Raw genomic sequence first — 13,606 nt, 5'->3', positions numbered from 1 at the left:
CACGACGGCGGACCTGTCACCCGGTGCGCGCTCGAAAGCTTGAGGTGTGTCATGGCGTGGGGCGTGCTGGTCGTGTCGGGTCTGCTGGAAGCGGGCTGGGCGTTGTCGCTCAAGGCCTCCGACGGGTTCAGCCGGTTGTGGCCGTCCGTCTCGTTCGTCGTGCTGCTCGCTGCGAGCATGGCCGGACTGGCGTTCGCGCTGCGGTCGCTGCCGGTCGGGTCCGCGTACGCGGTGTGGGTGGGGATCGGGGCCGTGACCACCGCCGTGCTGGGGATGACGGTGCTGGGCGAGCCGGCCTCGCTGCTCAAGGTCGCCTCGATCCTCCTGATCATCGCGGGCGTCGTCGGCCTCAACCTGTCCGGGTCGGCGCACGCGTGAGCGACGGTCGGCGGGCGCGGGGAGCCCTGCGTCGGGACGCGCTGGTCGCCGCGACGGTCGAGCTCCTCGTCGAGCAGGGGCCGGGCGCCGTGAGCCACCGGGCCGTCGCCGCGCGCGCCGGCGCGTCGCTCTCCGCGACGACCTACTACTTCGCCGACCTCGACGAGCTGCTCGCGGCGGCCGGGCAGGAGGTCGCCCGGCGGTGGGCCGAGCACGCGCGCGCGACGGTCGCGGGGCGCGCCGGTGCGGCGACGGGCGACGGGTCCGACGACGGGTCCGACAACGGTGCCGTCGGCGTGCTCGTCGACGCCGTGCTGCCGGTGGGCGACGTGAGCAGCCACTACGTGCACCTCGTCGGCGCGGGTGCGTCGGCGACGCTGGCTGCCGCCTACGCCGAGGGCCGGTCCGGGTTGGACGCCGCCGTCGACGCCCTGGGCCTGCCGCTGCCGGCCGCCGTGCTCGTCGCGCTCGTCGACGGCGCCGCGGTGGCCGCCCTCAGCGAGGGGCGGGACGTGCGCGCGCACGCCCGGACCGTCGTCGCCGCCGCGCTCGGACGCTGACGCGTCGCCTACCGTGGGGGACGTGCTCGTGTACGACATCCCCCTGCGCACCCGGTTCCGCGGCCTGCTGCGTCGCGACGGCGTCCTGCTGCGCGGCGACGCCGGCTGGGCGGAGTTCAGCCCGTTCTGGGACTACGACGCCGCGGAGTCCAGCGCCTGGTGGCGGGCGGCGCGGGAGGCGGCCGACGAGGGGTGGCCGGCGGCCGTCCGCGACAGCGTCCCCGTCAACGTCACCGTTCCTGCCGTGGGCCCGGAGCTGGCGCACCGCATCGTGACCGGGTCCGGCGGCTGCCGGACCGCCAAGGTGAAGGTCGCGGAGCGCGGGCAGAGCGTCGACGACGAGATCGCGCGGCTCGAGGCCGTCCGGGACGCGATCGGGCCCGACGGGGCCATCCGGGTGGACGCCAACGCGGCGTGGGACCTGGAGACGGCGGTCGAGCGGCTCGCGCTGCTGGACCGTGCCGCCGGCGGCCTGGAGTACGCCGAGCAGCCCGTGCCGGCGGTCGACGAGCTGGCGCGGCTGCGTCGTCGCACCCATGTGCCGATCGCGGCCGACGAGTCGATCCGCCGCGCGCAGGACCCCCTCGCCGTGGCACGGGCCGAGGCCGCGGACGTCGTCGTGCTCAAGGTCCAGCCGCTGGGCGGTGTGCGCGCGTGCCTGGAGCTCGCCGAGCGGATCGGGCTGCCCGTCGTCGTGTCGTCGGCGCTCGAGACGTCGGTGGGGCTGGCGGCGGGCGTCGCGCTCGCCGCAGCGCTGCCGGACCTGCCGTACGCGTGCGGCCTGGCGACCGCCCAGCTGCTGACGGCCGACGTGGTCGCCGAGCCGCTGCTGCCCGTCGACGGTGCGCTGCCCGTGCGTCGGCCCGACGTGGTCGCCGCGCGGGTCCCGACGGCCGACGACGACCTCGCCGCGCAGTGGGTCGCGCGCATCGGCGCCGTCGAGCACCATCTGCGCGCGGACGGCGACGGCGTCGACCACGCGCGCGACCAGGCATGATGGCGGGTGTGACCACGCACCCGGCGACGACGGCGGCGCGGGTGCTGATCCAGGCGCTCGCGGTTCTCGGCGTCCAGGACGTGGTGCTCGCGCCGGGTTCACGCAGCGCCCCGCTCGCCTACGCGCTCGCGGACGCCGCGCTGCCCGACGACGCGCGCCCCGCCGGTTCCCCCGCGCTCAGCGTGCACGTCCGCATCGACGAGCGGTCGGCGGGCTTCCTCGCGCTCGGGCTGGCCCGCGCCCACGCGCTCGGCGAGGTGCCCCGGCCCGTCGCGATCGTCACGACCTCCGGCACCGCCGTCGCCAACCTGCACCCGGCGGTGCTCGAGGCGCACCACGCCGGGGTCCCGCTGCTCGTGCTGTCCGCCGACCGGCCGCACGAGCTGCGCGGCACCGGCGCCAACCAGACCACCGAGCAGGTCGGCATCTTCGCGGGTGCGACGCGCCTGGTGCTCGACGTCCCGGCGCCGACCGGGCTGGCGCACGAGGCGCGGGACCTGCGCGCCGTCGCGGTCCGGGCCGTCGCCGCCGCCGTCGGAGCGCGCACAGGTGACCCCGGTCCGGTGCACCTCAACCTCTGCTACCGCGACCCGCTGGTGCCCGGCGACGAGCCGTGGCCCGCGCCGTCGGGTGACGGGTTGGCGCACGTCGAGCGGCGCCCCGCGCCGGCAGCCGTCGCCGCCCCCGATCCGGACCGGCCGTTGATCCGGGCGGGCCGGGCGGCCGCGACACCCACGGTCGTGGTCGCGGGCGACGGGGCCGGCCCGGCCGCGCGCCGGACCGCGGAGGCCAACGGCTGGCCGCTGCTCGCCGAGCCGTCGTCGGGTGCCCGCGCGGGCGCCAACGCGATCGCCGCGTACCGGCTGCTGCTGTCTGCCGACGCGCTGGGCGGCCAGGTCCGCCGCGTCGTCGTGTTCGGCCGTCCCACCCTGAGCCGCCCGGTGCAGGCCCTGCTGACGCGCGACGACGTCGAGGTGATCGTCGTCGCCGCGTCCGGGGCGAGCTGGGTCGACGCGGGACGCCGCGCCGACCAGGTGCTGCTCGAGGTCCCGCCGCGGATGCGGACGGGACGGCTGGGCTCGTCGGTGGGCTGGCTGGAGTCCTGGCAGGCTGCCGACGAGGCCGCGAGCCGAGCGATCGACGCTCTGCTCGACCCGCCGCAGCGCGGGATGCGGACACGGGCCGGCGCCCGCGTCACGGGTCCGGTGCTCGCCCGAGCGGTCGCGGCGGCGTCGTCGGCCGACGACGTGCTCGTCGTCGGCGCCTCCAACCCCGTGCGCGACCTCGACCTGCTGGCCCGCTGGGACGTCGCGCCCACCGTCCTGGCCAACCGGGGGCTGGCCGGCATCGACGGGACCGTCTCCACGGCCGTCGGCGTGGCCCTCGGGCTGCCGCACCGGCGCGTGCGCGCGCTCGTCGGCGACCTGACCTTCCTGCACGACGTCGGCGGCCTGCTGCGTGGACCGCTCGAGCGGGGCGCCGATCTGCAGATCGTCGTCGCCAACGACGACGGCGGCTCGATCTTCGCCACCCTCGAACCCGGCGAGGTTGCGCGTGCCGACGTGTTCGAGCGCTTCTTCGGCACCCCGCACGGCGCCGACCTCGCCGCGCTGTGCGCGGGCTACGGGGTGCGGCACACGCGCGTCGGCGACGTCGACGGGCTGCTCCCGGCGCTCGCGGCACCGGGGACGGGCCTGTCCGTCGTCGAGGTGCGCGTCGACCGCACGTCGCGCCGCGCCCTGAACGAGGCCATCGCCGCGGCGGTCACGGCCTCGCTCCCCACCTGAGACCTTGCCTTCCGCCCCATCACAGGTGGACGAGCCAGACCTCTGCGGGCGAGACAGGCGTCTGCAGAGGTCTGTCTCAGCCGCAAGGGTCTGTCTCGCCGTCGGTCCGGCGGGCGGACCGACGGGGGCATCGGCGCCTCCTGCAGAACTCGCAGGGAACTCCCAGGTTCCCTGAAGGGTCCCTCCAGTGCGACCTAGTTGTATGGAGACATACCAAGGAGGCCGTAACTGATGACCACGCCTGAGAACCAGCACCCGCAGGACGACGCGACGCAGCCCATCCCGCCGGTCGCGCACCCCACGAACCCCTTCGTGCCGCCGCACCCCGCAGCCCCCGCCGACCAGCGCGCCGCCTACGAGGCAGCCCAGCGCGAGGCAGCCCAGCGCGCCGCGACGCAGCAGCACGCCGCAGTCCAGCCGACGATGCAGCAGCCGACCATGCAGCAGCCGACGATGCAGCCGCCCACGATGCAGCAGCCGCAGGCGCACCCCCAGACCACCCCGCTGCCGTACGTCGCCGCGTCGAGCACGGCCACGTCGAACGCGGCGCCCGCCGGCTCCGGTGAGTACAACCCGTGGGGCATGGCCGAGCAGTCGGTCGCCACGGCGCCGGCCCCGGCCCGCAAGCGCCGCCTGTGGCTCCCGGTCACGGCCGCCGCGGCCGTCGGCGCGATCATCGCCGGTGGTGCGGTGTTCGGGATCGCCGAGTCGGACAACAACGACGGCACGTCGTCGGCCTCCATCGCGACGATCGGCCAGACGTCCAACGACGCCGTCCCGGTGTCCGGCTCCACCTCCGACGACCCGGACTGGCAGGCCGTGTCCAAGGCCGTCTCCCCGTCCGTCGTCGCCATCCAGGTCACGACGGCCGACGGCAGCGCGCAGGGCTCGGGCGTCATCATCGACACCAAGGGCCACATCGTCACCAACAACCACGTGGTCTCCGGCGCGCAGGGCAAGGCGACGGTCACGCTGACCGACGGCCGGATCTACGACGCGACCGTCGTGGGCACCGACCCGACCACCGACCTCGCGGTCATCAAGCTCGACAAGGTCCCCGACGACCTGACGCCGGCCGCCATCGGCGACTCCTCGGACGTCGTCGTCGGCGAGGCCGTCATGGCCGTCGGCAACCCGCTCGGCCTGGCCAACACCGTCACCACCGGCATCGTCTCCGCCGTCGACCGTCCCGTCTCGACGCAGGGCGAGAACGGCGGCGAGGGCACCGTCACCAACGCGATCCAGATCGACGCCGCGGTCAACCCGGGCAACTCCGGTGGCCCCCTGTTCGACGCGCAGGGTCGTGTCGTCGGCATCAACTCGTCCATCGCGACGCTGTCCAGCGAGTCCGGCTCGATCGGCCTGGGCTTCGCCATCCCGTCGAACCTGGTCAAGAACATCGCCAGCCAGCTCATCGACTCCGGCACCGCCAAGCACGCGTTCCTGGGCGTCAGCCTGAACGACGGCACGGCCACCGCCGACGGCGTCACGCGCCGCGGCGCCGTGGTCGAGGGCGTCACGGACGGCTCGCCGGCTGCCGACGCCGGTGTGCAGAAGGGCGACGTGGTCGTCGCGATCAACGACAAGGCCGTGGGCGGCGCCGAGTCGCTGACCGCCTTCGTCCGCTCGTACGCCGCCGGCGACGAGGTCAAGCTGACGGTCGTCCGCGACGGCGACGCCAAGGACGTCACCGTCAAGCTCGCGACCAAGACCGACACCGCGTCAAGCCAGCAGACGACGCCCGGAGACGGGTCGCAGGGCTCGGACGGCTCGGGCCAGCAGGGCGACGGTTCCGGCCAGCAGGGCCAGGGTCAGCAGGGCACCGACCCGTTCGGCCAGGGCGACGGCTCGCAGCAGGGTGACGGTTCGCAGCAGGGTGACGGCTCCCAGCAGGGCGACGGCTCGACCCAGCAGGGCGACGGTTCCGGTTCCGGCAGCCTGGACCCGAACACCATGACCCCCGAGCAGCTCTGGAAGTGGTTCCAGGAGCAGCAGGGCGGCCAGGGCTGACCTCCCCAAGCCGGCCGGCGATCGGGCGCACCCCCCTGAGTGCCCGGTCGCCGGCCACCTCCCCGCGGCACGCACCCCCTGTGCCGCGGCGCGGTCCGATCCGGACCGCCTCCGGTCACCCGACCCCCTGCGGGTGACCGGAACCCCCCTCGCGCCCGCGCGGACCGTCCGATCAGGACGGGACCCCGCGGGCGCGAGCGCGTCCCGGCGGGCGCGCGTCGGTTACGGTCGGTGCGATCCGCTCGTCGGCGGGTCGGACGACGAAAAGAGGCGCGTGGTGGAGTTCTCGTTCGACGCGTTGCGTCGTCGACCGGACGACGAAGCCGTCGCCGGTCCGGGCGCGGACGACGAGCCCGCCGCCGATGCGACCGACCGGCTGGTGCTCGACGAGGCGGCCTCGGCGCTCGCCGCGGCGGGACCCGGTGAGGTGGTCACGATCGGTGACCGGTACGGAGCGCTGACCCTCGGTGCGGTCGCGCTGCACGGCGCCCGGGGCGTCCGCAGCCACCAGGACCTGCGCTCGGGCGAGCGCGCGCTGGCCGCGAACGCGGACCGGCTCGGCCTCGCGGGCACGTTCGTCTCCGGCCCTCTCGACGCGACGACGCTGGCCGGCGCGCGCGTCGTGCTGGCGCAGCTGCCGCGCTCGCTGGACGCGCTCGACGAGATCGCCGGGTTCGTCGCCGCCAACGCCGACCCGGGCGTCGCCGTCGTCGCCGGGGGCCGCGTCAAGCACATGACGCTCGCCATGAACGACGTGCTGGGCCATTGGTTCGGCCGCGTCGAGCCGCACCTGGCGCGGCAGAAGTCGCGGGTGCTCGTCGCGTCGTCGCCGCTGCCAGGCCCTTCGGCGTGGCCGGCGAGCGAGTGGCACGACGACCTGGGCCTGACGGTCTGCGCGCACGGTGCGGCGTTCGCGGGGACGAGGATCGACATCGGCACCCGTCTGCTGCTGGGCGTGCTGGACCAGGCGCCCCGTGCGGGGTCCGCCGTCGACCTCGGCTGCGGCACCGGCGTGCTGGCGACGGCGCTCGCGATGCGGCGCCCGGACGTCCGCGTGGTCGCGACCGACGACTCCGCGGCGGCTGTCGCGTCGGCCACCGCGACCGCCGCCGCGAACGGCGTCGCGGACCGCGTGCGGGTCGTGCAGGACGACGCCGCCGGGACGCTGCCCGGTGCGAGCGCGGACCTGGTGCTGCTCAACCCGCCGTTCCACGTGGGTGCCGCGCTCGACACGGGCGTGGCGCACCGGCTGTTCGAGGCGTCGGCCCGGCTGCTGACCCCGGGCGGCGAGCTGTGGTGCGTGTGGAACTCGCACCTGCGGTACCGACCCGCGCTCGAGCGGACGGTCGGGCCGACGCGTCAGGTGGCTCGCGACCGCAAGTTCACGGTCACGGCCTCGACGCGGCGGCCGTAGCTCGGTCGTCGTCGTGAGACCGCGTCCCGGCACCTGCTGCGAGGCGTGGACAATGGCGCCGTGACGGAAACCTCGCGCCCCCGCATCGCGCTGCTCGGCTCCGGCAGCGGCACCACGGCCGCCCGCGTCATCGACGCGACGCAGGACGGCACGGTCGACGCGGTCGCCTGCCTCGTCGTCGGCAACAACAGCCGGGCCGGCATCTTCACGGTCGCATCCGACCGCGGCGTCCCCACCGCGCACCTGTCGTCGGCCACGCACCCCGAGCCCGACGACCTCGACGCCGCGATCCTCGCCGCGCTGCAGGACGCGGGCGTGGACGTCGTCGTCCTGGCCGGCTACATGCGCAAGCTGGGCCCGCGCACCCTGGCCGCCTACGAGGGCCGCATCCTCAACACCCACCCCGCGCTGCTGCCCGCGTACGGCGGGCAGGGCATGTACGGAGACCGCGTGCACGCGGCAGTGCTCGAGGACGGCGCGACGTGCACGGGCGCGACGGTTCATCTGGTGACGGCGGAGTACGACGAGGGCCCGATCGTGGCGCAGGCCGAGGTGCCGGTGCAGCAGAGCGACGACCTCGACGCGCTGCGGGCGCGCGTGCAGGCGGCCGAGAAGGCTCTGCTCGTCGACGTGCTGCGGCGGTGGCCCGAGCGCTGAGCGTTCAGTCGCGCGCGAGCGCGTGCCGCATCGGCACCAGCTTGGCCTCGGACTCCGCGAGCTCGGCGGCCGGGTCGGACGCCGCGACGATGCCGCAGCCGGCGAACAGCCGCACGCGACGCGGGTCGTCGTGGTCGATCTGCGCCGAGCGCAGCGCGATGCCCCACTCGCCGTCGCCGTCCGCGCCGAACCAACCGACCGGCCCGGCGTAGCGGCCGCGGTCCATGCCCTCCACGCGCGCGATGAGCGCGCTCGCGGCCTGCGTGGGCGTGCCGCAGACGGCCGCGGTGGGGTGCAGCGCGGCGGCCAGCGCGAGCGACGACGGGTGCGCGGCGTCGGTCGCCGTCAGCACGCCGGTCACGTCCGAGGCGAGGTGCAGGACGTTGGGCAGGTGCAGCACGAACGGCACGTCGGGAACGTTGGTCGACGAGCAGAACGGCTCGAGCGCGTGGGCCACCGACGTCACCGCGTACTCGTGCTCCTCGAGGTCCTTCGAGGAATGGGCGAGGATCGCGGCGCGGGCCACGTCGGCGTCGTCGTCTCCCGTGCGCCGGATGGTGCCCGCCAGCACGCGTGAGGTGACCAGGCCCTTCTCGGAGCGGACCAGCAGCTCCGGCGTCGCGCCGACGAGCCCGTCGACGCTGAACGTCCAGCACGACGGGTACTGCGCGGCCAGCCGGTCCAGCGCCCAGCGCGCGTCGACGGGGTGCTCCGTGGTGGCGCGGACGTCCCGCGCCAGCACCACCTTGTCGACGTCGCCCGCCCGGATCGCGGCGATGCCCTGCGCGACCACGTCCTTCCAGTCGGCTGCGTCCTCGTCGTCGTAGGCCACCGCACCTGGGTCCGTGGGCGGCACGTGCGCGGCAGTCACGTCGGCGAGCGCCGGAGGCCCGACGAGCTGTGCGCCCGTGCTGATCGTCGTCAGCCAGGTCCGTCTGCCGCGTCGGCCGACGACTACCTGCGGCACCACCACGACGCCACCGGTGGGGGACTCGTCGTCGAACGCAAACGACCCGAAGGCGACCGGACCCGTGCCGGGCAGGCGCACCTCGTCGCGCACGATCGCACGCGTCAGCACGTCCTGCCAAGCCCGCTCCGCGTCCGCGAACCGGCTCGCGCCGCCCACCTCGACGCGCAGCGCCTCGCCCCACCCGACGAGACCGTCACCCCGGCGTACCCACGCGAGCGGTGCGTCGGAGGGAAGCAGGTCGAGCAGGTCCGCAGGATCGGGGGCGGAGGTAGTGGCGTCGTCGGTGCCGAGGCCGTCGAGCGCGACGGTCCGCACGACGAGCGGCTGCGGCACGTCGTCCGCGGAGGTCAGCGTGCTCATCGGTTCCAGGGTATGCCCGCACGGGCGCCGCGCCCGGCTCCGCGGCGTGAGGCTCGCCACGTCGGGCGTTGCGCGCCGCGGTCGTCGTGGGAGCCGGGTGAGCGGGTGGCACCCTGGGAGGCAGCCGACTGCGGAGGTGTGATGTGGCGTCCGACGCCGACGAGGAGACGAACGTTGCAGGCGGCCGAGCTCGACCGGCGTGGCTGACGTGGACCGTGCGCGTCGTCGCGGTGGCGGGCCTCGTGGTCGTGGCCTGGGTCTGCCTCACGGAGTGGGGCGCCGTCCTGCACGGGCACCCCCTGTACCCGATGCTGCTCGGGCTCACCGTGGTGGGCGGCGTCCTGGTGCTGTGGCGCAGCGTGCGGCGCCGATCGGCGCACGCCGGCTGGCGCCTGGTCGGCGACCTCGTGCTGGTCGCCGTCGCGATCGGGTGGGTCGCGACGATGGCCTGGCTGCGGCCGTTCACCGCGGTCGAGCCGGCGCTCGCCGCGATGCGCTCGGACGCCGCGGTCACGGTCACCGAGTCCGCGACGCGGATCTCGCTGGAGCCCAGGGGCGAGGTCACCGGCACGGCCGTCTTCTTCCAGCCCGGCGCCAAGGTGGAGGCCCGTGCCTACGCCGCGGTCCTGCGCCCGCTGGCGGAGTCGGGGCACCTGGTCGTCATCGCCAAGCAGCCCCTGGGCATCGCCTTCCTCGCCACCGGCGCATTCGACGACGCGCGGTCGGCCTTCCCGGACGCCCGGCGCTGGGTGGTCGGCGGGCACTCGCTGGGCGGGGTCGTGGCCTCGTCCGAGGCCGACGCCGCGGACTCCGACGCCACGGCGCCCGTCGTCGGGCTCCTGCTCTACGCGTCCTACCCCGCCGGCGACGAGAGCACGTCGCTGACCGCGAAGGTCGAGTCGATCTCAGGTTCCCAGGACGGGCTGGCCACGCCGGCCAAGATCGACGCCGCCAAGCCCGACCTGCCGGCGCAGACCCACTACACGGTGATCGACGGGGGAGTGCACGCCTTCTTCGCCGACTACGGCCCGCAGCCCGGCGACGGCACGCCGACGATCTCCCACGACGACGCCCGCGCGCAGATCTCGGCCGCGTCGGTGAAGTTCGTCGACGCGTTCGACTCGTTGGACTCGTAGGCACGACGGCATCTGTCGACGCGCCTGCGCACCAGCCGTGCGCGGTGGGTCGATCCTCGTCGCGACCGCAGCACGCCCGACGCCTACCCCAGGAGCACGTGATGACCCTCCCGAGCGAACCAGCAGCACGCCACCGTGCGGTGGCCGCCACCTTCACCGCGCGGGTGCGCGGCGCGTCGGACTGGGACGCGCCCGCACCGGTGCCCGGCTGGCAGGCGCGGGACGTGGTCGCCCACCTGGTCGAGTGGTTCCCTGCGTTCCTGGAGGCCGGTACAGGCTTGGCGCTCGACCGCGGCCGGTCGCCGCAGGTCGACCCGGTCGCGGCGTGGGAGGTGCACGCCGACGCCGTGCAGCGGCTGCTCGACGGGGCCGGGGCCGATACCCCGTTCCGGCACCCGATGGTGGGCGAGATGCCGCTGCCCGAGGCGGTCGACCGGTTCTACACCACCGACGTCTTCCTGCACACGTGGGACCTCGCTCGCGCGACGGGTCAGGACGAGCGGCTCGACGAGCAGACGTGCGCCGACCTGCTCGCCGGGATGACACCGATCGAGGACCTGCTGCGGTCGTCGGGTCAGTACGGCCCCGCGGTGCCCGTCCCCGACGACGCCGACGTCCAGACCCGCCTGCTCGGATTCATCGGCCGCGACCCGCTGCGGAGCGGGGGCTGACAGGCCCTCGAGATGCCGGGGACGTGACGGCTTGGCACGCTGACGTGATGCAGACGGCGACGGTGGCAGTGCACGACGAGGCGACGACGGGGGACCGGGTCCGGCAGGTCACGGTGCTCGTCGGGGCCATCGTCGCCATCGGTGGAGCTGCTGTCGGCTCGGGTGCGTTCGGCGGGCAGGCGATCGCCGACGCCGCGGACGGCGCCCTGTCCGCCACGGCAACCCCGCTGGCCCCCGACACGCCGGCCTTCTCCATCTGGTCGCTGATCTACCTCGGGCTCGCCGCCTTCGCAGTGGCCCAGGCCCTCCCGCGGCAGGCCGCGGACCCGCGCCTCCGCGCGGTCTCGTGGTGGATCCTCGCGTCGATGCTGCTCAACGCGCTGTGGATCGGGGTCGTCCAGGCGGGATCCGTCGGCGGGAGCGTCGTGGTGATCCTCGCGCTCCTGGCCGTCCTCGCGGTGATCTTCGTCCGGCTCGTCCGCACCGCCCACACCGGCGCCGCGACCTCCTGGATCACCGACACGACCCTCGGCCTCTACCTGGGCTGGGTCAGCGTCGCGACGCTCGCGAACATCGCCTCGTTCCTCTCGGTCGCCGACGTCGGCGAGCTCGGCCTCGGGGCCACGGGCTGGTCGGTGGTCGTGCTCGTCCTCGCCGCGCTTCTCGCGATCGCCTACGCGGTGTTCGGGCGCGGCCGACCGTCGGTGACGATCCCGATCGGCCTCGCCATGGCGTGGGGCATCGGGTGGATCGGGCTGGGCCGCACCAACGGTCCGCTGGTCGACGACACGGTCGCGACGACCGCGTTCGTCGTGGCGGCGGTCGCGCTGCTGGCCCCGATCGCGACGTCGGTCGTCGGGCGGCGGCCGGACAACAGATAGAGGCGGAGTGTAAGAACGGCTCCCTGCCGGACACTTCAAGGCATGGGAACACAGCAGCCTGGGCAGCCGGACAGCATAAGCGTCAGCTCCGACACGGCGGCCGCGGCCTTCCAGGCGATCTGGTCCGCTCACTCACCCCGAGTCCACGCGTACGCCATGCGGCACGTCGATCCTGACACCGCGCAGGAGATCGTCGCCGAGACGTTCCTCGTGGCATGGCGCCGGCTGGCCGAGATCCCCGGTGAACCTCTGCCGTGGCTCATCGTCGTGGCCCGCAACACGATCGCGAACGCGCAGCGGTCGCACTATCGGCAGCGAGTGCTTCACGACGAGCTCGCTCGCCTCGCGTCGGTCTCACCGGCGCCTGCGCCTGGCGCGGAGGTCGAGGCGATCGAACGCACCACGATGCTGCGCGGGCTCGCGGCACTCTCGGCGGTGGATCGCGAAGCGCTGCTCCTCGTCACCTGGGACGGCCTGACGCCGGCTCAGGCCGCGGCCGTGCACGGGGTCGCGGTCGCGACGTTTCAGGTGCGTTTGCACCGAGCCCGACGAAGGCTCGCGGGGCTGTTGGACGCGCCACCCGCCGACTCGCCCGACGACCGATCAGCCGCCGATGGGGGCGCCGATCTCAGTACTCGCATCTTCGACCTGGCCCGGAGGACGCAGTGAACACGCCCACGATCGACGAACGGCTCACCCGGATCGGCCCCGCGGGATCTCCCGACCCCGACGCGCTGGTCGGCGCCTACGCCCTGCTGAGCGCTCGTCTCGACCCGGACGTCGACCGCGCCGGGACTAGCGGCGCACGTTTGCTCGACCGGCGACGAGCGCGCCGGCGCGGACTGGTCGCCCTGGTGGCCTCAGCAGCTGCGGCGGCCATCCTCGCTGTCCCCGCGCTCGAGGTGGCCGGCAGCGATCCTGCATCGAGCGCGAGCGCGGCCGAGGTCTTGCGGCGCGCTGCCCAGGGTGCGGCGTCTCAGACGGGGGACGCGCGGGATGCCGCCTACTGGCACACCACGTTCGTGTACTCGGACGAGCAGGCCGGAGCGAAGAAGGAGCGCGTGGAGGAGTGGGCCGGCCGTCGTGACTGGAGCGTGATCAGTCGGTCCTCGGTCGAGGGCGGTACGCCGTACCTCTCGGGGCACTCTGCGTTCGGCGCCGATCTCACGTGGGCGGAGGTCGTCGCGCTGCCGACCGACCCGGGGTCGCTCGAGCGTGCCCTTCGGCGCATCCTGCAGGCTGACGACCGGAAGCCCGTCACAGACGGAGCAATGTGGTCCGCAGTCGTCGACCTCCTCACCGCCAGTCCGGCGCCGCCGAAGCTGCGGCAGGGGCTCTGGGAGGTCGCTGCTCAGCTCCCGGGTGTGCGGAGCGGAGGAGAGATCACCGACAGCACGGGCCGTCCCGGGGAGCTGGTCATCCACGACCGCGAACGGCTGATCCTCGACCCCGCGACGGGGCTTCTGCTCGAGATGGTCTGGGACTACGGCAAGGACATCCCGCCGTACCGCGCGACGTACCTCGATCAGGGGCCGACCGACACCGCTCCTGAGGCGTCCGCTCCCGACCTTCCCCCGGGGTGCTCGCTCGACGAGCACTGCGACGGCGGCGACGCCGTCGCAGGGCAGGCGCAGGGCTGACCGGCGGCCCAGCTGCCTGCGGGCCCCGACGATCTCCGCAGGGCACGAGCCACACTGCGCCGTGCCCACCACACGCCTGATCCGCACCGAGGACGCCGAGGAGCTCGCGGCGCTGCTGCGTGAGAACCGGGACTTCCTCGCCCCG

General features: G+C 74.6%; 13 protein-coding genes. 12 read left to right on the top strand and 1 reads right to left on the bottom strand.

The window, feature by feature from the left end:
- Window positions 1–51 precede the first annotated feature (51 nt).
- The 7 genes from IC607_RS00550 (at window position 52) to purN (ending at window position 7,803) form a co-directional block, all read left to right on the top strand.
- Window positions 52–378 (top strand): multidrug efflux SMR transporter, encoded by a 327-nt coding sequence (locus tag IC607_RS00550; RefSeq protein WP_191785056.1) that lies wholly within the window; start codon window positions 52–54, stop codon window positions 376–378.
- Complete coding sequence (locus IC607_RS00545; RefSeq protein WP_191785055.1) at window positions 375–938, top strand: TetR family transcriptional regulator; 564 nt, start codon at window positions 375–377, stop codon at window positions 936–938. The genes IC607_RS00550 and IC607_RS00545 overlap by 4 nt, the downstream gene beginning before the upstream one ends.
- 13 nt (window positions 939–951) lie before the next feature.
- Entirely contained in the window at window positions 952–1,935 is a 984-nt protein-coding gene (locus IC607_RS00540; RefSeq protein WP_191785054.1) for an o-succinylbenzoate synthase, read from the top strand.
- The gene (gene menD, locus IC607_RS00535) at window positions 1,935–3,722 is read left to right on the top strand and encodes a 2-succinyl-5-enolpyruvyl-6-hydroxy-3-cyclohexene-1-carboxylic-acid synthase (protein ID WP_225224276.1); all 1,788 of its coding nucleotides are present in this window, start codon (window positions 1,935–1,937) and stop codon (window positions 3,720–3,722) included. The genes IC607_RS00540 and menD overlap by 1 nt, the downstream gene beginning before the upstream one ends.
- A 231-nt stretch (window positions 3,723–3,953) precedes the next feature.
- Complete coding sequence (locus tag IC607_RS00530) at window positions 3,954–5,732, top strand: S1C family serine protease (RefSeq protein ID WP_191785052.1); 1,779 nt, start codon at window positions 3,954–3,956, stop codon at window positions 5,730–5,732.
- A 277-nt stretch (window positions 5,733–6,009) separates the two neighbouring features.
- On the top strand, window positions 6,010–7,146 hold the full coding sequence (locus tag IC607_RS00525; protein ID WP_370525927.1) for a class I SAM-dependent methyltransferase: 1,137 nt from the start codon (window positions 6,010–6,012) through the stop codon (window positions 7,144–7,146).
- Between the two features lie 60 nt (window positions 7,147–7,206).
- Complete coding sequence (gene purN, locus IC607_RS00520) at window positions 7,207–7,803, top strand: phosphoribosylglycinamide formyltransferase (RefSeq protein WP_370525926.1); 597 nt, start codon at window positions 7,207–7,209, stop codon at window positions 7,801–7,803.
- A gap of 4 nt (window positions 7,804–7,807) precedes the next feature.
- Here purN and IC607_RS00515 read toward each other — a convergent pair whose 3' ends face one another.
- Window positions 7,808–9,133: an isochorismate synthase MenF gene (locus tag IC607_RS00515; RefSeq protein WP_191785050.1), complete on the bottom strand. Its 1,326-nt coding sequence runs from the start codon at window positions 9,131–9,133 to the stop codon at window positions 7,808–7,810.
- 143 nt (window positions 9,134–9,276) lie between these two features.
- Between IC607_RS00515 and IC607_RS17740 the strand changes: the two genes are divergently transcribed.
- The 5 genes from IC607_RS17740 (at window position 9,277) to IC607_RS00490 (ending at window position 13,461) form a co-directional block, all read left to right on the top strand.
- On the top strand, window positions 9,277–10,269 hold the full coding sequence (locus tag IC607_RS17740) for an alpha/beta hydrolase (protein ID WP_191785049.1): 993 nt from the start codon (window positions 9,277–9,279) through the stop codon (window positions 10,267–10,269).
- 101 nt (window positions 10,270–10,370) lie between these two features.
- Window positions 10,371–10,940 carry a TIGR03086 family metal-binding protein gene (locus IC607_RS00505; protein ID WP_191785048.1) on the top strand — a complete coding sequence of 190 codons (570 nt, stop codon included), beginning with the start codon at window positions 10,371–10,373 and terminating at the stop codon, window positions 10,938–10,940.
- A gap of 47 nt (window positions 10,941–10,987) precedes the next feature.
- The gene (locus tag IC607_RS00500) at window positions 10,988–11,821 is read left to right on the top strand and encodes a TspO/MBR family protein (RefSeq protein ID WP_191785047.1); all 834 of its coding nucleotides are present in this window, start codon (window positions 10,988–10,990) and stop codon (window positions 11,819–11,821) included.
- A gap of 42 nt (window positions 11,822–11,863) precedes the next feature.
- Entirely contained in the window at window positions 11,864–12,490 is a 627-nt protein-coding gene (locus IC607_RS00495) for an RNA polymerase sigma factor (protein WP_191785046.1), read from the top strand.
- Window positions 12,487–13,461 carry a CU044_5270 family protein gene (locus IC607_RS00490; protein ID WP_191785045.1) on the top strand — a complete coding sequence of 325 codons (975 nt, stop codon included), beginning with the start codon at window positions 12,487–12,489 and terminating at the stop codon, window positions 13,459–13,461. Before IC607_RS00495 ends, IC607_RS00490 begins: the two co-directional genes overlap by 4 nt.
- Window positions 13,462–13,606: the final 145 nt, after the last annotated feature.

This window comes from Cellulomonas sp. JH27-2, assembly GCF_014837175.1.
In the GTDB taxonomy this organism is placed as follows: Bacteria; Actinomycetota; Actinomycetes; order Actinomycetales; family Cellulomonadaceae; genus Cellulomonas.
The sequence above is the reverse complement of the archived record's forward strand: the minus strand, read 5'-3'. Positions and strand labels throughout refer to the sequence as shown.